14 protein-coding genes are annotated in these 22312 nt (G+C 42.8%); 8 read left to right on the plus strand and 6 right to left on the minus strand.

Annotated elements, in window-relative coordinates; genetic code table 11:
• Window positions 1–4: 4 nt before the first annotated feature.
• The 3 genes from NST57_RS20025 to NST57_RS20035 all read right to left on the minus strand — a co-directional run bounded on the left by NST57_RS20025 (window position 5) and on the right by NST57_RS20035 (window position 3363).
• Window positions 5–1138 carry a DUF418 domain-containing protein gene (locus tag NST57_RS20025; protein WP_341299157.1) on the minus strand — a complete coding sequence of 378 codons (1134 nt, stop codon included), beginning with the start codon at window positions 1136–1138 and terminating at the stop codon, window positions 5–7.
• A 131-nt stretch (window positions 1139–1269) separates the two neighbouring features.
• Entirely contained in the window at window positions 1270–2565 is a 1296-nt protein-coding gene (locus NST57_RS20030) for an adenylosuccinate synthase (RefSeq protein WP_007497400.1), read from the minus strand.
• A 216-nt stretch (window positions 2566–2781) separates the two neighbouring features.
• Window positions 2782–3363, minus strand: coding sequence for a TetR/AcrR family transcriptional regulator (locus NST57_RS20035; RefSeq protein WP_341299158.1), 582 nt, complete (start codon window positions 3361–3363; stop codon window positions 2782–2784).
• A gap of 137 nt (window positions 3364–3500) precedes the next feature.
• Between NST57_RS20035 and NST57_RS20040 the strand changes: the two genes are divergently transcribed.
• Window positions 3501–4706, plus strand: a complete 1206-nt coding sequence (locus tag NST57_RS20040; RefSeq protein ID WP_341299159.1) for a cytochrome P450 — start codon at window positions 3501–3503, stop codon at window positions 4704–4706.
• 32 nt (window positions 4707–4738) lie between these two features.
• On the opposite strand, the gene NST57_RS20045 is transcribed toward NST57_RS20040, so the two are convergent.
• From NST57_RS20045 to NST57_RS20055, 3 genes are all read right to left on the minus strand, one after another.
• Window positions 4739–5152 carry a VOC family protein gene (locus tag NST57_RS20045; RefSeq protein ID WP_142153437.1) on the minus strand — a complete coding sequence of 138 codons (414 nt, stop codon included), beginning with the start codon at window positions 5150–5152 and terminating at the stop codon, window positions 4739–4741.
• 130 nt (window positions 5153–5282) lie between these two features.
• On the minus strand, window positions 5283–6647 hold the full coding sequence (gene dnaB, locus NST57_RS20050; protein ID WP_003214779.1) for a replicative DNA helicase: 1365 nt from the start codon (window positions 6645–6647) through the stop codon (window positions 5283–5285).
• A gap of 282 nt (window positions 6648–6929) precedes the next feature.
• Complete coding sequence (locus NST57_RS20055) at window positions 6930–7886, minus strand: DUF4885 family protein (protein WP_341299160.1); 957 nt, start codon at window positions 7884–7886, stop codon at window positions 6930–6932.
• A gap of 109 nt (window positions 7887–7995) precedes the next feature.
• Between NST57_RS20055 and NST57_RS20060 the strand changes: the two genes are divergently transcribed.
• From NST57_RS20060 to NST57_RS20090, 7 genes are all read left to right on the plus strand, one after another.
• Window positions 7996–8853 carry a hypothetical protein gene (locus NST57_RS20060; RefSeq protein WP_341299161.1) on the plus strand — a complete coding sequence of 286 codons (858 nt, stop codon included), beginning with the start codon at window positions 7996–7998 and terminating at the stop codon, window positions 8851–8853.
• Between the two features lie 831 nt (window positions 8854–9684).
• Window positions 9685–10569: an alpha/beta hydrolase gene (locus NST57_RS20065; protein WP_341299162.1), complete on the plus strand. Its 885-nt coding sequence runs from the start codon at window positions 9685–9687 to the stop codon at window positions 10567–10569.
• 4 nt (window positions 10570–10573) lie between these two features.
• Window positions 10574–11359 carry a 2,3-dihydro-2,3-dihydroxybenzoate dehydrogenase gene (locus NST57_RS20070; RefSeq protein WP_341299163.1) on the plus strand — a complete coding sequence of 262 codons (786 nt, stop codon included), beginning with the start codon at window positions 10574–10576 and terminating at the stop codon, window positions 11357–11359.
• Between the two features lie 26 nt (window positions 11360–11385).
• Window positions 11386–12561, plus strand: a complete 1176-nt coding sequence (gene dhbC, locus NST57_RS20075; RefSeq protein ID WP_341299164.1) for an isochorismate synthase DhbC — start codon at window positions 11386–11388, stop codon at window positions 12559–12561.
• A 24-nt stretch (window positions 12562–12585) separates the two neighbouring features.
• Window positions 12586–14205 carry a (2,3-dihydroxybenzoyl)adenylate synthase gene (locus NST57_RS20080; RefSeq protein ID WP_341299165.1) on the plus strand — a complete coding sequence of 540 codons (1620 nt, stop codon included), beginning with the start codon at window positions 12586–12588 and terminating at the stop codon, window positions 14203–14205.
• A 17-nt stretch (window positions 14206–14222) separates the two neighbouring features.
• The gene (locus tag NST57_RS20085) at window positions 14223–15131 is read left to right on the plus strand and encodes an isochorismatase family protein (RefSeq protein WP_341299166.1); all 909 of its coding nucleotides are present in this window, start codon (window positions 14223–14225) and stop codon (window positions 15129–15131) included.
• Window positions 15132–15146: 15 nt separating this feature from the next.
• The gene (locus NST57_RS20090) at window positions 15147–22295 is read left to right on the plus strand and encodes an amino acid adenylation domain-containing protein (protein WP_341299167.1); all 7149 of its coding nucleotides are present in this window, start codon (window positions 15147–15149) and stop codon (window positions 22293–22295) included.
• Window positions 22296–22312: the final 17 nt, after the last annotated feature.

Below are 22312 nucleotides of genomic sequence, written 5' to 3' on the forward strand. Positions count from 1 at the left end.
CCCTTTAAGATGCTTTCTTCATTGTCACACGGCGAAGTGCCTGTGATCGGATATACTCCATTGGTCCAATCCGCAAAACCTTTAAGCAAAGGGCTGAAATGGCGATTTGCAGAAGTGAAATGAACAGCCATGACAAGACGATAAGGGGGGCGTTGATTTGCCCGCCAAGACCCAATCCCCAGCTATAAAAAAGAATCGAGCAGATGACATTTTGCAGGATATAGCAGCTAAGCGCCATTTTCCCTACATATTCAAACCAAGTCCACATGAACCATGATTCCGTCCGTTCTAGAAGCTTCGCCACGACAGCAATATAGAAAATAGAAAGGAATGGTGAAAACACATAGCGCACCACAAATTCTACTATTTCATTTGGTACGAAGACGAGCGCATTCAGCGGCAGACCAACCCACAAACCCATTCTGAATAATATTTTCCGCAGAGTTTGCCCACGCTCATTTTCATAAAATACACCAGCTCTCATCATCCGCACACCTAATAAAAACAAAAAGGTATTCATTGGGATAATAAAGATCGCTTCTTCTCGGTACATCAAAAAGTGCTGTAATCGGTCTTGAACTTGAGATATCCATGTCTCCGGCAGTTGTTCTTCGTACGTTGGTTCACTGCTCCCGTCATAGGATTCAGTTTCCAATTCAGAGAAAGAAAATACAACGAGAAAAGCCGTCACCAACAAATGAATGACACCCGAGACAATCATGCCTTTTTTGATGCGCCGACTTCCTCCACGGACAATAAACGCCACAAGCAAACCCGTGACGGCGTAACTCATGAGTACATCATATTCCATCACTAGCGCAAAATGGACAAAGCCTTCAATCAATAAGAATAAAAGAATCCATAAATATGTACCCGGCCAAGTCGTATTTTTTCTTTTCGCCTGCTGGTATTTCAGCTCTAGCCCTACACCAAACATGATTGTGAGCAGCGATAACATTTTGCCATAAACGAACATAGAGACAAGACTTTCAAGAAAACTACCATTTTCATATTCATCCGCAATCTGATTTGTCGCAAAGGTATCCCCTGCGTACGCAAAAAACCAAACGTTTGTACCCAATGTGCCTAATATCGCAAAACCTCGTAAAATATCTAATAATCGTATTCTTTCTTTCACTAGAACGCTCCTTCCCTTTTATACAGTTATCACATTTTGGTAATGACAGGAAGAGCGTTCCGTAGAAATTAAGGAATATTTAAACAAAAAAACACCAGTAAAATGTGTGATTTTACTGGTGTCTGATCAGTCTATAATGATGGACGGTACACGCTGCGGACAACGTTCGTTTGGGAACGGTCTGGTCCGACTGAGAAAATAGAAAGTGGAATACCTGTTAATTGTGAAATGCGCTCTAAGTAATGACGGGCATTTGCAGGCAGTTCACTTAAATTCTTCACGCCTGTAATATCCTCTGTCCAACCTGGCATTTCTTCGTAGACAGGTTCACATTTCGCTAATTCATTTAGACTTGCTGGGAATTCTTCAGTGATTTCTCCGTTCAATTTATAAGCAACACAGATTTTCAATTTCTCAATCCCTGTCAGTACATCGATGGAGTTAAGAGATAAATCTGTAATTCCGCTCACACGGCGCGCATGACGGACAACAACACTGTCAAACCAGCCAACACGGCGCGGGCGGCCAGTTGTCGTACCGTATTCACGGCCAACTTCACGGATTTGATCGCCAATTTCATCATGAAGTTCCGTCGGGAATGGGCCATCACCTACACGAGTTGTGTAAGCTTTTGATACGCCGACCACATGTTGAATTTTCGTAGGACCTACACCAGAACCAATCGTCACGCCTCCAGCCACTGGGTTAGATGACGTCACGAACGGATATGTCCCTTGATCGATATCAAGCATAACGCCTTGTGCCCCTTCAAAAAGAACACGGCGGCCTTCATCTAGAGCATCGTTCAATACAACAGATGTGTCCACGACATATTTTTTCACTTGCTGACCATATTCATAATACTCATCTAAAATATCTTCAATTTTGAAGCCTTCTGTGTCGTACATTTTCTCTAAAAGACGATTTTTCTCTTCTAGATTACGGGCAAGCTTCTCTTCAAATACTTCACGATCTAATAAATCTGCGATACGGATTCCGACGCGGGCCGCTTTGTCCATATAAGCTGGTCCGATTCCTTTTTTCGTCGTACCGATCTTATTAGCCCCTTTCCGCTCTTCTTCTACCTCGTCCAATTTTAAGTGATAAGGCAGAATGACATGGGCTCTATTGCTGATTCTGAGGTTATCTGTACTCACATTCCGTTCGTGAAGATACGCAAGCTCAGTGACCAACGCTTTAGGATCAACCACCATTCCATTACCGATGACACAAGTTTTCTCTTTGTAAAAAATACCGGACGGAATGAGGTGTAGCTTGTAAGTCACTCCATCAAATTTGATTGTGTGACCTGCATTGTTTCCCCCTTGATAACGGGCAATCACCTCTGCATTTTCTGAAAGGAAATCGGTAATTTTCCCTTTCCCTTCGTCACCCCACTGCGTACCTACTACGACTACTGAAGACATATCGTGCACCTCCGTTAACCTTTCAAAACGTTATCTCTTTCAAACACATTTATTTTATCAATGCACAATGAAAAAGTCAACGTGAAATCCGAACATTAATATCTCGAAATCAAATTTTGTTCGTTTTACATGTGAGGAAAAGCGCTTTAATTGCTCATTCTACACTTAAACAAGAAGATTTCGAGCAAAATTACTGTTTTTCTCATTTCCGTTTGTTCAGTGATTTTCAATCAATTGAATCATCGAACTTGCCATAAAGTCGGGTGAATATGGTCTGCCTTTTCTCAGCCACCACTCAGCTGTTCCAACATAAGCAGAAATGACAAATTGCTTCTGCATCTCGAGAGGAACGTGTTGTGGATCAGGTGGTGAACCTGTGACTTCTTCTAGCCCCAAAGTAAAGCTTTCTTCAAAAAAAGCACTGGCCGTCTGATGAATATTAAGCTCTCGTCCTCTTTTCAAGAGAATCTGATACTCCGCTTCATGTTCCTGCAAATGCTGATAAAAGCGATAAATATACACATATGCTACATGATCGCCCTTCCACTCATTTTCATGTACAGGAGCAAAAATAGCGGTTTTCATGACATCAAACATCTCATCCATGACCTGCTGAGCTAAGTCAAACTTATCCTCATAATGCTGATAGAAGGTGGTGCGATGGATTCCTGCCTTGTTCGTCAAATCTTGTACAGAAATCTTCCCCCATTCCTTCTCCTTTAATAACTGAAATAACGCTTTTCTTAATTGTTTCTTTGATTCAGTTGCGCGCTTATCCCCTCTGTAGCAGTCCGCCACAAGCCGCTCTCCCCTTCCCATTTTCTTCAACAGATTTCGCTTTTCTGTTGGTTGAATCCTTTCTCCTGATGAATTACCTTTAAATCTAACACAGTGAAAAAAAGGAATCATCTGACAACCCATAAGGAGTGATGATCATGGAAACAACAACACCTAGTGCCGTTCAAAAAGCGTTATTAAGAGGGAAAAATAAGCAGGACCCGTATCACCCATTTGATTGGTACGCCAAAATGCGTCAAGAATCTCCTGTACATTTTGATGAACACAGCCAAACATGGAGTGTCTTCACCTATGAAGAAGCAAAGCGCGTCACCATCGATAAAGATACCTTTTCTAGTCAACCTCCTCAAGACCACCGGAAACATTCACTGATGAAAACAATGGTCATGATGGACCCGCCAAAACATACACGAATCCGTTCCATTGTGAGCAAAGCCTTTACACCCCGGGTGATGAAATTGTGGGAACCACGCATTCAAGAGTTAATGGATGATCTCATTGCACAAATAGAAGGTAAGGAAGAGATTGATCTTGTTCAAGACATCTCCTACCCGCTTCCTGTGATTGTCATTGCAGAGCTTTTAGGTGTGCCAACAGAACATAAACAATCCTTTAAAGAATGGTCCGATATTCTCGTCAGCATGCCTAAAAGTGAAGAAGAAAGAGATGTCGTTGAATGGCAGAAAACACGGGATCAAAGCGAAGCGGACATGATGGCGTTTTTTGCTGACATCATTGAAGAGAAGCGGCAGAACCTTAGTGATGATTTGATTTCGCTTTTAATTCAAGCGGAGGAAAATGGAGACAAGCTGTCCGCAGACGAATTAATTCCTTTCTGCAATCTTCTCCTGTTAGCAGGCAACGAAACGACCACCAACCTGATCTCCAATATGATCTTTAGTTTGTTAGAAAATCCGGGGACATATGAAGCGCTCGCTCAATCACCTGACCTCATTCCTCGTGCTGTGGAGGAAGCTGTCCGTTTTCGTGCCCCTGCGCCTACCATCGTCCGTTATGTCACGGAAGACACCGAACTTGGAGGGAAAGTATTGAAAAAGGGAGACATTGTAATTGTCTTTCTTGCGTCTGCGAACAGGGATGAACGTCAATTTCCAAACGCACATGAGTACGATATACACCGGCACCCTAATCCCCATATTGGCTTCGGCCACGGCATTCATTTCTGCCTAGGCGCACCACTTGCTCGCCTGGAAGCATGCACTGCCATCAAAGCCATACAGGCACGTTATGAATCACTAGAGCTTCTCTCTTACGTCCCAATGGCAAGCAGCGGTATGTATGGGCTAAAAGAGCTGAAGCTCCGTGTCACGCCTCGTTCCTAACAAAAAAGGCTCCCACGAGATGGGAGTCTTTCTTAATCAGGTGTAATTCCTTCTGTATTCATGAGCACCACTCGATATCCATCTGGATCTTCAATCGTCATGCCTTCTCGATCCCAGTAAGGGTTCGTAGAGGTGACATGCCGTCCGCCAAATGCGATCAGTCTCTTTTTCATCTGCTGAAATTCCTCTTCATCCGGAATATAGAACACAAGCAGCTGCTCTGGGTGGGGAACGGGCAAGCTTTCGTCTTCTTCGTGTTTGGTGATTTCCAGATGAACATGCTGGTGAGGAAGCCCAAGCATCACCCCATCATACCCTTCATGCTGATCAAATGAGCCAATTCGTTTCAGCCCTAAACCTTCTTCATAAAAAGAAACAACCTCTTTCATGTTGACGGTTGGACGTGCGATGCGTAATTGAGCGGCTTCGAATTGTTGAAACTTCATCAGTCATCACTCCTTTTCTCTCCCTTTAGTATACGCTCTCTTTTTCTCTCACTCCTCCTCATTTCGACTGTTTTTCAGTCATTCTTTCGATGTAGATGGATCAAAAAAGCCCAGCTTCTTGAGCTGGGCTTTAAGCACCGGGCGGAACACCCGCATCGTCAAATCTTCTTTCTAAGTTGACGAATTTGTTATATTCTTTCACGAACGCCAGTGATACCGTTCCAACTGGACCGTTACGCTGTTTCGCAATAATAATTTCAATAATGTTCTTATTCTCTGATTCTTTGTCATAGTAATCATCACGATAAAGGAACGCCACAATATCGGCATCCTGCTCAATACTTCCTGATTCACGAATATCAGACATCATCGGACGTTTGTCCTGACGCTGCTCTACCCCACGAGAAAGCTGTGATAAGGCAATGACCGGCACTTCAAGTTCTCTTGCTAGTGACTTTAAAGCCCTAGAAATTTCAGATACCTCTTGCTGACGGTTATCGCTTGATCGTCCACTCCCTTGGATGAGCTGTAAGTAGTCAATCAGGATCATGCCAAGTCCGTTTTCTTGCTTCAAACGGCGGCATTTTGAGCGAATCTCACTGACTCTAATACCAGGTGTATCATCAATGAAAATCCCACTGTTTGATAACGAACCCATCGCCATTGTCAGCTTGCCCCAGTCCTCTTCTGTGAGGTTACCGGTTCTTAGGTTTTGTGCATTGATATTTCCCTCGGCACAAAGCATACGCATGACCAGCTGCTCAGCGCCCATCTCTAAACTAAAGATGGCGACACTTTCATCTGTCTTGGTCGCGACGTTTTGTGCAATGTTCAAGGCAAAGGCTGTTTTCCCTACGGACGGACGAGCTGCTACAATAATCAAATCATTTCGCTGAAAGCCAGCTGTCATACGGTCAAGCTCTGAGAAACCCGTTGGAATCCCAGTGATATCACCTTTTCGATTATGAAGCTGTTCGATATTATCATATGTCTGAACAAGAACGTCTTTAATGTTTTGGAAAGCTCCTGAGTTTTTACGCTGAGCCACTTCCATAATGGTTTTTTCAGCATCACTCAATAGATCTTCTACTTCATCCTCACGCGTATATCCATCCTGTGCAATGGTTGTCGCTGTACGGATCAGACGTCTTAAAATGGATTTTTCTTCTACAATTTTTGCATAATATTCAATGTTAGCGGCAGTTGGGACAGAGTTCGCAATATCTGTTAAATACGAAATCCCGCCTACCTCTTCTAGTAAGTCTGTATTGGCAAGTTCTGATGTCACCGTGACAAGGTCAACCGGTTCCCCTCTATCACCAAGTACAAGCATCGCATTGTAAATCTTTTGATGCGACATTCTATAGAAATCCTCTGGAATTAATACTTCAGAAGCGAGCGTTAGCGCAGATGGTTCTAAAAAAACAGCACCTAATACGGCCTGCTCGGCTTCTATATTTTGCGGCGGCAGCCGGTCATCGAGAAGTTCCGTCATGCCAAGCACCGTCCTTTCATAAAAAAATACGCTACTCATCATTTTAACATTTTCACCAATAAAAAAGTGAAAAACATCAACTATAGTCAAAATTACCATGTGGTTGTTTCATTGAACAGCGAAACAACACACTTCAAATAGAAAAGACTCTGTAACATAAATTGTTATAGAGTCCTTTGTATCGCTAATGGAATTTGTAGCTGATGTTCACACATGTGATCGATACTCCAACATGGCATGAACACGCACATGATCAAATATTGAAAATATCAGGTGCGTTTTTTAATCTATCGTTTTCTTAACTCCGTAATTCACCTTTTGTCCAATGTCATATAAAGACCCGTTTTCATACCCAATAGATAACACCAAATCGGGAATAGAATCATATCCGTTTTTGGCTAAGTCAAAGAGTTGTGCACCATAATGTGATGCAGCAATGCGGGCATTTTCAGCTGTGTATGGGTTTTTTAGAAGTTCTTCTTTGTAGATATCAAAAATATTCGCTCCGGTATCCGTTACAAATTGACCGTTTACAATGCTTAAATCTCTTAAATTGTAGCCTGTTACCGTTTTGATTTGATTGACAAGATGGAACTTTGCAAGTGAATCCGGCGTGAATTGAGTCGAATCATCATTTCTACTTTTCATAATATGAAAAAATAGTTCTCTTGTATTGTTGCTTGTATTCAATATGTCTTCTATTTGTTTGACTAGGGTTTCGTCTGTTGATCCACTCACCACTAATTTAAAATGATTGGGGTCAATGGTAAAAGTTAAATTGGCGTTTTTAGGAATATTCAAACCATTGGTAGAAAACAAAGCTTGCAGTTGTTCGTTCACCTTCTGACGATTTAATAGTTTCTTTTCTACACTTTCTTGGGTAGGGTCGTACCGATTTTCATTACGGAAGATAGCATCATTGAAGTCATATTGTCCACCTTTATTATTCCTTGCCCAACTCATTTCCATCGTATAAGCAGCTTCTCTCTCCACTTTAGTTAGATCACTTCTGAAATAAGAAGAGTATGGATTTCGATACTTATCATATATATGACTCTGAGGATCTTTGAATCGTTTATTTTGTTCATTTATTTTTTCGTATTTTTCATCTAATATTTTCATTCGTCTATCAGATTCGGTCATCACTTCGTTTGTACTTTTAATAGCTGATTGACCTTTAGAGTTTATTTGGTTCAAATTGTTCGAAGAACTGGCTGTATATGACGTATTAATATTCATTTTGATTCTCCTTTTTTAAGAAAATAGTGATTATTAAATATATCGGCAATTCAGTTAAAATTTGTTAGTTTAATGTCGATATAGTAATTATTACAAGGAGGGTTAATATATGACAAATACTATCTTTAAACGTTTATTATTACCAGCATTATTATTGGCGCTTGTTACTAGTTTTTTTGCACCTACTTCAGCGGAAGCAGCAATTACGGGGAATAACAGCCCTAACACTGCAAGTTCAATGGGATATTGGAAAAATAGTCGTTCAGACACGACAATCTTACCTGAAGGTGAAAATGAAGCGTATTATCAGTTTACGATCAATAAAGGTGAAAGAGTTTATGTCAGAAGTTCGTATAATAAGCAATATACAGGGATGAACATCGAGGTGTATAATTCGAAATATTCTAGGACAGGATCCGAAGTTATAAATCCTGATTCAGTAACGCCTTTTATTTTTGCAAATACTGGTGACGTGACTTCAACTTCAGAAACTTATTTTGTGAAAGTAACCCGTGGTACATATACCGGTAACATGTATTTTACTGTTTCCATTCAAGATCGTATTAAATCTGGAAATGGGACATTCAATTTTACAGGGACTGCTACAAACTTGGGGAATTCTTCTTTAAATTTTTTAGGAGTTGACTCTTCAGTCATTACAATGGATTTAACGAATAATTCCACAGTTCCTAAACGCGCTGTAGTTAAATCAATTACGACAACTAGCACTCAAACACCCAACCAAGGGAATGTCACACACAAACTGCTGGCTAGTGATAGTAACATTTGGTATCAATCACTTTTCTCCTCTGCAACAAGTGGTTCTTATCGTATATCTCTGGATGATCAATTAAGAGTCGCTCAAAAATGGAACTTTAAGTACAACGCAAAAGCTACCGCGAGATCTACTATGAGCAATGTCAAAGCCGATATCCGTTACGAATATGATGTCACCGATGGATTTTAATTAAATGGTGTTGACAGAGATACGATCAAAAAGTAAGGAAGCATCCCTTACTTTTTTTGTTGCCTCATTTTTGATGTTATATGCTATTTCGCCACTCTACAGAGCTTGAGGGCGTGTTGAAAAGAGGAGGATGGTGATCATATTGGTAGGCCTCTGGTACAAATCCCATTGTTCATAGGCTGCAAATGTCATCCGTATATCATGTCATGATTGCTTCATTTCATGATATTCCTCCACTGTAACGTATTTTTCAGATTGAGCTGATTTTCAAGCAGATTTAGCCTCAGTTTTCCTAATGGGAGTTTCATTCTGCCTACATTCCCTGCAATCTTGTCTTCCCTAGAAAATTGTCTATGAATTTACGCATGATATTGAATAAGTTGTGAATTAAGATCACTAACTTTCCCCAAAATCCCCCTCTTTTTTTCTAAAAACACAAGAAGGTCTATAGACTTATTTTACTCAAAATTATTTCAAGAAAAAAAACCTATATTTAATCCTGATTCAAACAGAAGAAAATGGTAAATATTTTGAGACTGTCAAGGTTTTTTGGCATTTCTACTCTGTTTAAATGCACAATCCGGCATTCTCTATTTCCAATCATTTGGTAGTCAGTTAGTCCTTTATTTTCTGAATATTGAGATTAAGTTATCAATTATACAACTTTATGAACATTTGACTTCCTAATTGATAACCATTATCATTTGATTTGCTTGCGTGATAATTGAGAATCATTTTCATTTAAATTTTTATTACTACACTCATCCAATATCCGCAAGCCTGCTTTTATCATCATTTGAGGGTCAATTTGAGAAAGGGGATTTTTCACATATGGCCAAACGCACTGAAGGAATGGGTACTGATGATTCACTTTTTGGAGAAAGCCGTCCTTTTTTTATACCTGGGACGGAACAACTAGATATCACAGCACACCCATACAGACTTTTTATATTTAAACCGAACACCACTCCTCCCGCAACTGGTTTTCCAGTCATGTACGTGCTTGATGGGAATTCACTTTTTGGCACAATGGTCGAAGCCATCCGTTTACAGTCAAGAAGACCTGAAAAAACAGGTGTCGTACCTGCTATCATTGTTGGAATTGGCTATCAGACAGAAGCGCCCTATCATCCGCTTAGGCATTATGATCTCACTCTTACCGGCCCTGACGTTTCCATTGGGGGTAAAAGAAAGGACTTCTCCATCCATACATATGGCGGCGCCTCTGCTTTTTTTTCTTTTTTAGAAAAGACGGTTAAGCCCTACATTGAGCAGCGCTTTCCGATTAATCAGAGTCGTCAAACACTATTTGGCCATTCTCTTGGCGGGCTTTTTGTATTACACACACTATTTGAGCACCCTGATGCTTACCAGACATATATTGCGGGCAGCCCTTCTATCCACTGGAACAAAGAATTATTTCTAGAAAAAGAACACCAATTCACCAACCGTATCCGTCAAGTGCCTTTGGATGCAAGGCTACTTGTAGGTGTAGGTGAGTTAGAAAAACATCATCAATGTCAAATGAATGCTCATGCACATGCACTAGCAAATCGGATGCTGACTTTATCTTCATATGGCTTGCATACGGCCTATCACGAGTTCCCTGAAGAAGGACATACGTCCGTTTTACCAGTGCTAATGAATGACGCTTTTCGTTTTGCACTCTATCATGATGATCCTTTCACACCCACAGACATGAAGGAAAGGCAGTGAACACATGAAACACAGTGGTCTATCTCAAAAAATTGCCCTTATTACAGGCGCAGGACAAGGTATTGGTCAAGCAGTCGCAAAAAGACTAGCAGATGAAGGTGCGATCATTGCAGCAGTTGACGCAAATGAAAAGCAGCTACAAAGCACCGTCAGGCAAATGAATGATGAAGGCATACGTGCCTTTGCCTATCCAGGTGACATTACCGATCAAGCATCTGTTCAGCACATTGTCGATCAAATTGAAAAGCAGCTTGGCCCCATTTATTTACTGGTCAATGTAGCAGGTATTCTTCGAATCAGTTCGATTGACCAGCTTAGTTCAGATGACTGGCACCAAACCTTCGCAGTCAATACACATGGTGTCTTTTATGTCTCTCAAGCTGTCTCCAAACACATGATGAAAAGATCAGATGGGGTCATTGTGACCGTCAGCTCTAACGCAGGTGCCATTCCTAGAATGAATATGGCTGCCTATGCAGCTTCAAAAGCAGCAGCTACTTCCTTTACAAAAACGCTTGGATTAGAGCTGGCTACCTATGGCATCAGATGCAACGTCGTCTCTCCCGGCTCTACCGCAACACCTATGCAATGGGCTTTATGGTCTGATGAGCAAGGAGCAGATCAGGTGATTAAAGGTTCATTAGAGACGTATAAAACCGGTATTCCTTTACAAAAAATCGCTGACCCTCAACACATTGCTGATGCAGTCATCTTCTTTGCATCTGAGCAATCCAGCCATATTACGATGCAGAATCTCACAATTGATGGTGGCGCAACACTCGGAATTTAGCATTTTATCAAAAAGGAGGCCTTTTCATGAAACATTCATTATTGTCGACAGAAGAACAAGTACAGTTGATCCAAGACTATCAGCCAGGCGCATTTTTCCTTGCTTCTCCTAAACGAGCGTTACTTGCAGAGGGGATATTCCAGCATATTAAAACCAATCAACTCGATGAACTATCCACAAAGGTAGCCCATGTTTTTGAGACTGCCAAACAAGCTGGAATTCAAGCACCGATTGTTGCTGGTGCTGTTCCGTTTGATCCGGCACAACCCGTTCGTTTAAATGTACCAGTCCATGTACAGTTTAGTGATCCACTCGAATTTCATCAAGATGATGAAGAATTGGAAGTGGCATCCTATGAGGTGACACCTGTCCCCTCTCCCGATGTCTACATGGAAGGTGTGAACGAAGGGCTAGCTAAAATTGAAAAAGGAGAGCTTAGCAAAATCGTCATTTCTCGATCTCTCCATCTCAAATCAAATCAAGACATTCCTACGAAAGCAATACTAGAACGGCTGGCTCGTCATAATACAACTGGTTATACGTTTGCTGCAAATGTAGCTGATCCGAAATCTTCCCAAAAGCGCACACTTCTTGGGGCAAGCCCTGAGCTGCTTCTTTCAAAAACTGGTTCATCTGTGATTTCCAATCCACTCGCTGGTTCTCGGCCGCGCAGTTCAGATCCCGTAGAAGACCAGCGTCGTCACGATGAACTCCTTACTTCAGCGAAGGATTTACACGAGCATGCAGTGGTTGTCGATGCTGTCACTAAAGCGCTTGCTCCTTACTGTCGTACGTTAGATGTTCCTGCATCACCATCCGTCATACAAACAGAAACGATGTGGCATTTATCTACTGTCGTAAAAGGTGAATTAGCAGATTCCAGTGTATCCTCCATTGATTTAGCGCTAAGCCTTCATCCAACACCCGCAGTATGCGGAACACCTACAGCAGATGCACGTGAAGCCATTCAAGCGATTGAACCTTTCGATCGAGGATTTTTCACAGGAATGGTCGGGTGGGCAGATGCAAATGGTGATGGTGATTGGATTGTCACCATTCGTTGTGCTGAAGCTGAGGGTCACTCCCTTCGCCTATATGCGGGTGCAGGGGTGGTCAAAGGATCAAAGGCACAAGAAGAGCTAGCCGAAACATCTGCAAAATTCCACACGATGCTTCGTGCGATGGGCATCTATCAGCTATAAAAAGAAATAGGAGATGACAAAAACATGTTTGTTCAACCACCTACATGGCCAGAAGAATTTGCAAAACAATACCGTGAAAACGGCTGTTGGCGTGGGGAAACCTTTGGCGGTATACTTCGTGAACGTGCTGTATCGTTAGGAAATAAAACAGCGATTACATACGCTGATGCGCACATGAGCTACCAAGAACTTGATGAGCGTGTCAGCAGTCTTGCTGCCGGTTTTCATCAGCTTGGAATTCAAAAAGGAAGTCGAGTTGTCGTGCAGCTCCCTAACATTCCCGCTTTTTTTGAAGTCATTTTCGCTTTATTTCGTATCGGTGCTTTACCCGTCTTTTCGCTGCCATCTCATAGAAGCAGTGAAATCACTTATTTTATTGAGTTTGCCGAAGCAGACGCATATGTCATACCAGATATCGATGGCGGCTTTGATTATCGATCACTCGCACGTCAAGTGAAAGAAAAACTTCCATCATTACCTCATGTCATTGTTGCAGGGGAAGCTGAGGAATTCCTTGCCTTGGATGATTTGCGCAAGGACCCATCGCTCGATCCTCAGATTCATGTAAAGGCAGGCGATATTGCATTTCTTCAGTTATCTGGAGGCAGCACAGGCCTTTCTAAGCTCATTCCTCGTACACACGATGACTATATTTATAGTCTTTGGAAAAGCAATGAGGTGTGCGAGCTCACAAAAGATAGTGTGTATCTGGCTACACTTCCAGTTGCACACAACTATCCATTAAGCTCACCTGGAGTTCTTGGGACATTATACGCTGGTGGAAGAGTCGTTCTTGCATCTGGATCAAGCCCTGATGTCGTCTTTCCACTCATTGAAAAAGAACGGGCGACGATTACCGCTGTCGTTCCACCTATCGCGTTAATTTGGTTAGAGGCCGCTCCTCATCGATCAGATGACTTATCGAGTCTTGAGGTCTTACAAGTCGGTGGTGCTAAATTAAGTGCTGAGGCAGCAAAACGAGTAATGCCTGCCCTTGGGTGTAAGTTACAGCAAGTTTTTGGCATGGCAGAAGGTCTGGTCAACTATACCAGATTGGATGACCCTGAACATGTCATTATTCATACACAAGGACGCCCGATGTCTGAATATGATGAGGTACTAGTCGTAGACGATGAGGACAAGCCCGTCCCGAATGAAGTGGCTGGACACCTTTTAACAAGAGGACCTTATACGATTCGCGGCTACTATAAAGCCGATGAACAAAACAAAAAAGCATTTACACCCGATGGCTTCTACAGAACAGGTGACATCGTACGATTAACCAAAGAAGGAAATGTTGTTGTAGAAGGCAGAGACAAGGATCAAATCAATCGTGGTGGCGAAAAGGTTGCCGCTGAAGAAGTTGAAAACCATTTACTTGCGCATCCTGACATTCATGATGCCGCCATGGTGTCCATGCCAGATCCATTTCTTGGCGAACGCTCATGTGCCTTTGTTATCGCGAAAGGAAACAACAAACCAGCACCGCATGTCTTAAAGTCCTTTCTAAGAGAACGTGGGCTCGCTGCCTATAAAATTCCTGACCGCATTGAATGGATCGATGCGTTCCCACAAACAGGTGTAGGCAAAATCAGTAAAAAAGCATTAAGAGAATTAGCTGCAATTAAGGCTACCAACGTATAAAAAGAGGAGTGAAAACCATGGCAATTCCTACTATTCCTGCGTATTCAATGCCGAGCATACAAGATTTACCCGAAAATAAAGTGAACTGGATACCGGATCCGAAACGTGCTGTTTTGCTAATACATGACATGCAGCAATATTTTTTAAATGCATTTCAACAAGATACATCACCGATTACAGAGTTAGTGCAACACATTGAACAATTACGGGATACATGCAAAGAACTTGGAATTCCAGTCGTCTATACAGCTCAACCTGGTGACCAAGACCCGAAGGATCGTGCCTTATTAACCGATTTTTGGGGACCTGGACTTGGTGATGATGAAGCATTGACAAAAATCATTGATCAGCTTGCTCCATCTGAGGCAGATACAATGCTGACAAAGTGGCGTTATAGCGCATTCAAAAAATCCAACTTTTTAGATCTTCTTCACGAAGGCGGACGTGATCAACTGATCATTACTGGCGTATATGCACATATTGGATGTATGCTGACAGCCGCAGAAGCATTCATGCTCGATATTGAAACCTTTTTTGTCGCCGATGCCGTCGCTGACTTTTCACTTAAGCATCACAAAATGGCGATGACCTATGCAGCTGAACGCTGTGCGGTCACCACTACGACAAACCAAATCATTCGTCGTTTAACAGGACAGGAAGCAGATGGTGATGATTTATCCTTCGATGCTATCGTTCACCAAGTAGCTGAATATCTCCAAATCGAGCCGAATGAAATACCGCTTGACGAAAATCTTGTCTACCTTGGGCTTGATTCTATCAGAATGATGAGTCTAGCGGAAAAGTGGAGACAGCAAGGAGCGGCCATCAATTTCGTTGATCTTGCAGCAAACCCAACGCTTACTCATTGGCGAGCTCTTCTTTTCCCAGAAAAACAGCCATCTATTCCAAATATCGATTATTTGTAAAGGAGGTATAGACCCTTGTCGATCCAGCCAGTCGATTCATTCCAACTAACCGGTGCCCAATCAGGCATTTGGTATGCGCAGCAGCTTGATCCATCTAATCCTATTTTCAATACAGCTGAGTATATAGAAATTAAAGGTTATATTGACCCCATACACTTTGAAGTAGCCATTAGAAAGACTGTCTTAGAAGCAGATTCCTTGTATATGCGCTTCGGTGAGGATACTGACGGTCCAAAGCAATGGTTTACGTCTAAAAAAGAGATTCCATTTCAATCTATCAATTTACAAAATGAAAAACAGCCGCTTGATGTGGCTAAAACATGGATGAAGGCAGACCTTTCAACACCAGTATCTTTAGAGAAAGATGTATTATTCCGTGAAGTACTTTTTCAACTAGCTGACGATCGATTTATTTGGTATCAGCGCATTCATCACATTGCCATTGACGGATTCGCCTTTTCACTCATGGCACGTCGTGTTGCTGAGGTCTATTCAGCCCTATCGAAAGGGATATCTGTACCTCCTCAAACATTTGGAGCTTTACATGATGTAGTTCAAGAGGAGATCACTTATCAACAGTCCAATCGATATGAAGACGATCGAGCTTTTTGGAAAAATCGCTTTGCTGATCAACCTGAAATTGTCAGCCTTGCTGAGCTTGCCCCAAGAACGTCGGATCACTTTATCCGAAAAACGGCTAACTTTGATGCGGAAAAAGTAAGCAAAATGAAAAAAAATGCCCAAGCCTTCGGTGGTACGTGGCATGAAATGATTCTTGCCGCATCCGCACTCTATGTGCATCGTATGACTGGTGCACATGATATTGTTTTAGGATTACCTGTGATGATGCGCCTTGGATCGTGTGCCTTACAAACACCTGGAATGGTCATGAACCTGGTACCGCTTCGTTTAACATGCAAACCAGAAATGACGCTCTCAGCACTTGTTCGCCAAGTATCTGATGAACTGAAAGCCATTCGTCCTCATCAACGATATCGTCACGAAGACATGCGAAGAGACTTAAAACTCATCGGCAGAAATCAACGATTATTCGGCCCACAGATCAATATCATGCCATTTGATTATGATCTCACGTTCGATCAGAGCATTGGTCAAGCACATAATCTTTCAGCAGGACCGGTAGATGATTTATCAATCAACATATACGACCGCGCGGATGGGAACGGATTTCAAATCGACTTTGATGCAAACCCTGCCGTTTACAAAGAACAAGCAGTTGACGCTCATCAGCATCGTTTTCTTCAATTGCTGGAGGAAATAACTGGACTAGAGCAAGATCAGACAATCAGTCAATTCAACCTTCTTTTGTCTGAAGAAAAAGAGAACATTCTCAAGCACTGGAATGATACAAAACGAGAATTACCAAAAGAATCATTACGGGAACTATTTGAAAAACAAGTGAGCAAAACGCCGCAAGCAAAAGCATTACAGTTTGAAGGAATCACTTTGACCTATGAAGAGTTGAATCAGCGAGCAAATCAATTAGCTCATTATTTGAAAAATCGTGGCATTGGACCAGAACAATTCGTCGCAATCGCTCTGCCTCGATCCATCGATATGGTCGTAAGTCTATTAGCCGTCGTCAAAACGGGAGCCGCGTATCTGCCATTAGACCCTGATTACCCTAACGATCGAGTCGCCTATATGCTAGAAGATGCCAAACCAGCGTGCTTGCTCACAGTCAAAGAGTCAGCAGACGGTTTGGACCATCCTCACATCGTTCAATTGGATGATTCAACTGTTCATCAGGAAATTGCAGGCAGTCCGCATCACAATCCGACTTGGAGCGAGGGCTCTCCACATCACCCAACTTACATCCTCTACACGTCAGGATCGACAGGCAAACCAAAGGGTGTTGTTGTAACAAAGCGAAATGTAATCAACTTTATATTGTCCATGCAAGATTCATTTTTATTAGATCAAGGAGACCAGCTTTTAGCGGTAACGACCATAGCCTTTGATATTTCCGGGCTAGAAATGTTCCTCCCACTTTTACATGGGGCTGCTATTTTATTGGCAAAAAAAGAAACCATACAAGAGCCAGCAAAGCTTTCAGACATGATTCGTTCTCATCAGGTCACAATCATGCAGGCAACACCAACGTTGTGGCATGCATTGGCAGATGAATACCCTGACGTGATCACAGGTATGCGTGTTCTTGTTGGAGGAGAAGCACTTCCTGCCTCCCTTTTGCACACACTGCAATCTCTTCAATGCGACATTACCAATTTGTACGGACCTACAGAAACGACGATCTGGTCTACGATGCAAAATGTCACAGCACATCAAGAGAATAGCGGGTCGGCAATTGGTAAACCCATTTGGAATACGAGCATTTACATTTTAGATGAAGGACTAAACCCAGTCCCAGCAGGATCAATCGGTGAACTTTATATTGCAGGTGAAGGAGTATCAAGAGGATATCTTGGACGATACGACTTAACGGCAGAACGATTTGTCGCTGATCCGTTCGGCACAAAAGGCACAAGAATGTATCGTACTGGAGATTTAGCCAGATGGCGTGAAAATGGTTCGATTGATTATATAAGCCGTGCCGATCATCAAATTAAAATTCGCGGCTTCCGTATTGAACTGGGTGAAATTGAAACCGTGATTATGCAGCATCAAGCTATAAAGCATACATCTGTGATCGTTCGTGAAGATCAACCTGGGCAACAGTTGCTTTGTGCGTATGTTGTGCTGACAGACGACTCAGCTCTTCACCCTTCAGAGCTCAGGCAATTTGTGGCTGCATTACTTCCAGACTACATGGTGCCTTCTGCTGTTGTCTTTTTGCCGGAACTGCCACTTACACCAAACGGCAAAATCGATCGCAAAGCATTGCCGGTGCCAAATATGTCTTTAGTTAGTTCCGAGCGTACACCTAGAACACCCCAAGAAGACATGCTATGTAGTTTATTTTCAGAAACCCTTGGTCTATCTCAAATTGGCATAGATGATAGTTTCTTTGACTTAGGCGGGCACTCTTTACTCGCCGCTCGTCTGCTTAGACGTATACGCGATACATTTGGAGCAGACCTAAGCATGAGTACCATTTTTGAATCACCTCGGGTCGCTGAACTTGCGCAGCACTTGGACAAAGCGAAGGACATTCGGCCGCCGCTTCAGGTAGAAAACAAGCCAGATGAGATACCGTTATCCTTTGCCCAAAAACGGCTCTGGTTCCTTCATTGCCTTGAAGGGCCAAGTCCAACTTACAATATTCCACTTGTCATTCAGCTGACAGGTACACTAGATCAACAAGCTCTAACTGGTGCTTTGGCAGATATCACTGAAAAACATGAAACCCTTAGAACCATTTTTCCAAATAAGAATGGCATGCCAAGACAGGTTATTTTACACCCAAAAAGTGTTCAGCCTGAACTCCACGTCACAGCTTCGAGTGATCAACAAATTGAGAATCAATTAAATGAAGCCATTCGCTATAGCTTTCAGGTTGAAGAAGAACCTGCACTGCGAGCTGAATTATTCATGCTTGATGCCAATCGGTCTGTCCTGCTTCTATTGCTGCATCATATCGCTGGTGACGGCTGGTCGCTTGCACCATTGACACGAGACTTAGCGGCTGCTTATGAAGCCCGTATACAAGGGAAATCCCTCTCCTTGCCAGCGGGACCTGTTCAATATGCTGACTATGCTATTTGGCAGCAGAAGCTGTTGGGTAGTGAAGAAGAGACGGATAGTCTATTTGCCAAGCAGCTCAGCTATTGGAAAGGTGCCTTACATGACCTGCCAGAAGAACTTGAGCTTCCCTATGACTTCCCACGTCCACAGGAAGGAAGCTTCAACGGTGCGACGATAGACTTTACGATCGAACCGGCTTTACATCAAAACCTTCTTGAGCTTGCGAAACAGCATCAAGTGAGTTTGTTCATGGTGCTTCAAGCATCACTTGCAGCATTACTGACACGCCTTGGGGCAGGGACAGATATCCCAATCGGCAGTCCAATTGCTGGACGGAATGACGATGCACTTGACGATATTGTCGGATTGTTTGTAAACACACTAGTATTACGTACCAATACAGCTGGTAATCCAACCTTCAGTGAGCTATTGAAGCGAGTGCGAAACGTTGACTTAGCAGCCTATGAGCATCAGGATCTGCCATTTGAACGGCTAGTGGAAATCCTAAATCCAACCCGCTCCAGATCACGGAATCCATTATTCCAAGTCATGCTTGCCTTCCAAAATACACCGAAGGCGGAAATGAAGCTGACACAACTTGATTCGGATCTCTACGTGAAACCAGTGGGATCAGCTAAATTTGATCTGACCATCGAATTGACAGAACAAAGAACTGAAACTGAATCAGCAGCAGGATTAACAGGATTGTTTGAATTCAGCACAGATGTATTTAAACAAAGTACCGTTCGAGCAATCGCTGACAGAATGAAGCGCTTTTTAACAGAGATAGCTGAGCGCCCACATGTGCCGATTGGTCAAGTGAACATTTTATCAGATCAAGAACGACAAACATTTCTCCCTGACAAACAGACATTCGCTCAGTCAGACCAAGCACCTAATCTCCCAGCCTTATTGGAAAAAACGGTGCAGCAATTCCCTGATCGAGTGGCTGTAACGGATGGCAAGAGGCAGCTTACTTATCAAGAGTTAAACAACAAAGCCAATCGTCTTGCTCATTTATTAATACAAAGAGGCGTTGGACCAGAACAGTTCGTTGCACTTGCCCTGCCTAGATCAATCGATATGCTCATAAGTTTATTAGCCGTTCATAAAGCAGGCGCAGCCTATGTTCCGCTTGATCCTGATTATCCAGCAGACAGACTGGCATACATGATACAAGATGCCAAACCAGTTTGCAGCATCACAACAAAAGCAGCTGCATTACATCTCCCTGCTGATTGCGATTTGATTTTGTTAGACGAAAAAGAAACAATTGATCAATTGCTGACTACGCCAAATCACAATCCGGCTGATATAGACAGAATTGAGCCGCTATCTTCTCTGCATCCGGCCTATATTATTTATACGTCCGGCTCTACAGGGAAACCAAAAGGAGTGGTCATTCCACACCAAAATGTCATCCGTCTTCTGACATCTACTGAACATTGGTTCCATTTCGATGAAGAGGATGTTTGGACAATGTTCCATTCATATGCCTTTGACTTTTCAGTTTGGGAAATATGGGGACCCCTTTTATATGGCGGGCGACTTGTCATTGTTCCTCATACCATCTCTCGTTCTCCAGAAGAGATGATGCAGCTTCTAGTCGATGAAGGTGTGACTGTGCTTAATCAAACACCATCCGCCTTCTATCAGCTCATGCAGATAGACAAGGAACAACAAACACTTGGTCAAGCATTATCACTCCGCTATGTCATCTTTGGCGGTGAAGCATTAGAGCTTAGCAGATTAGAAGATTGGTACAGCCGTCACTCAGACTGCAAGCCAAAATTAATTAACATGTATGGCATTACAGAAACCACCGTTCACGTTACGTACAATGTACTCAATCGAGACATGATCGCAAAGAAATCCAGCAGTTTAATAGGCGAACCAATTCCTGATTTACACGTGTACGTACTAGATGAATACCTACAACCTGTTCCACCTGGGACAACAGGTGAAATGTATGTAGCTGGAGCTGGTTTGGCTAGAGGTTATCTAGGCAGGCCTGACCTGACATCAGATCGATTCCCTGCTGATCCTTATGGAGCACCTGGCACAAGGATGTATCGTACAGGCGACCTCGCTCGCTGGACAGAAGAAGGGGCACTTGATTACATTGGTAGAGCTGATCATCAAATTAAAATACGCGGGTTTAGGATTGAACTTGGAGAAATCGAAGCCGTTCTATCACGCCACGACGCAGTTGCACAAGTTGCCGTCATTTTGCGAGAGGATCAGCCTGGTGACAAACGCTTAGTCGCATACATCGTAACAACTGAAGAAAGCCATTTCGATACAGAGACTCTTCGCCATTTTGCGGCAGCCAGTCTTCCTGATTACATGGTGCCTGCGGCTTATGTACAGATTGATACGATGCCGCTTACAGCAAACGGGAAGCTTGATCAAAAATCACTGCCGGCACCTCAATTGCATATACAGCAAACGGATGGCCGCGGCCCAAGAAACCCGAAAGAGGAAATCCTGTGTCATCTTTTTGAAGAGGTGCTTGATTTGCCAAAAATCAGCATTGACGATCGCTTTTTTGACATTGGCGGGCATTCCTTACTTGCGGTTCGTTTAATCAGCCGCATTCGTGATGCACTTGGTGTCAAACTGAGCATCGGAACGTTGTTTGAAGCACCGAACGTTGCCAGCTTGGCAGAGAAACTAGAAACAGGAAGCGATGAAAACGCACTAGAAATATTACTGCCGCTACGAACAAATGGAGAAAGACACCCTCTCTTCTGTGTTCACCCAGCAGGTGGTCTTAGCTGGTGCTATGCAGGCCTCTTGAATACATTAGAGAAAGACATCCCTATTTATGGATTACAGGCACGAGGAATCGCAAGAAAAGATGACTATCCGCATACACTCGATGATATGGCTGCCGATTATATTAAGCACATCCAAACGATTCAGCCAAAAGGCCCTTATCATCTACTTGGCTGGTCACTTGGCGGAAACGTTGTACAAGCAATGGCTACTCAACTCCAGCAGCAAGGTGAAGAAATCGCTCTCGTTGCGATGCTGGATGCCTATCCGAACCATTTCTTACCGATTAAAGCAGCACCTGATGAAGAAGAAGCACTAATCGCTCTTCTTGCACTAGGCGGTTATGATCCAGATACCTTAACAGGTGAACCGCTCACGATGAAAAGTGCTGTCGACATCTTGAAGAAAGACGGCAGTGCACTAGCAAGCTTAAGTGAGGATGCCATTAGAAATCTAAAAGAAACCTATGTCAATTCAGTTCGATTGCTCGGGGAATATCAGCCAAAAACTTATCATGGGGACATATTATTCTTTAGATCTACCATTATTCCAGATTGGTTTACACCAATAGATCCCGAAGCATGGGCATCTTATATCAACGGAACCATTGAACAGCACGACATTCATTGCCGGCACAAAGACATGTGCCAGCCTAAACCCCTAGCAGAAATTGGCGTCATCTTAGACAACGCTCTGCACCGGGTCAAACAAAAGCACTAAGAATAAAGGAGAGATGA

Origin of the sequence: Bacillus sp. FSL M8-0077, from assembly GCF_038050255.1 — a bacterium.
Classification (GTDB): domain Bacteria; phylum Bacillota; class Bacilli; order Bacillales; family Bacillaceae; genus Bacillus; species Bacillus altitudinis.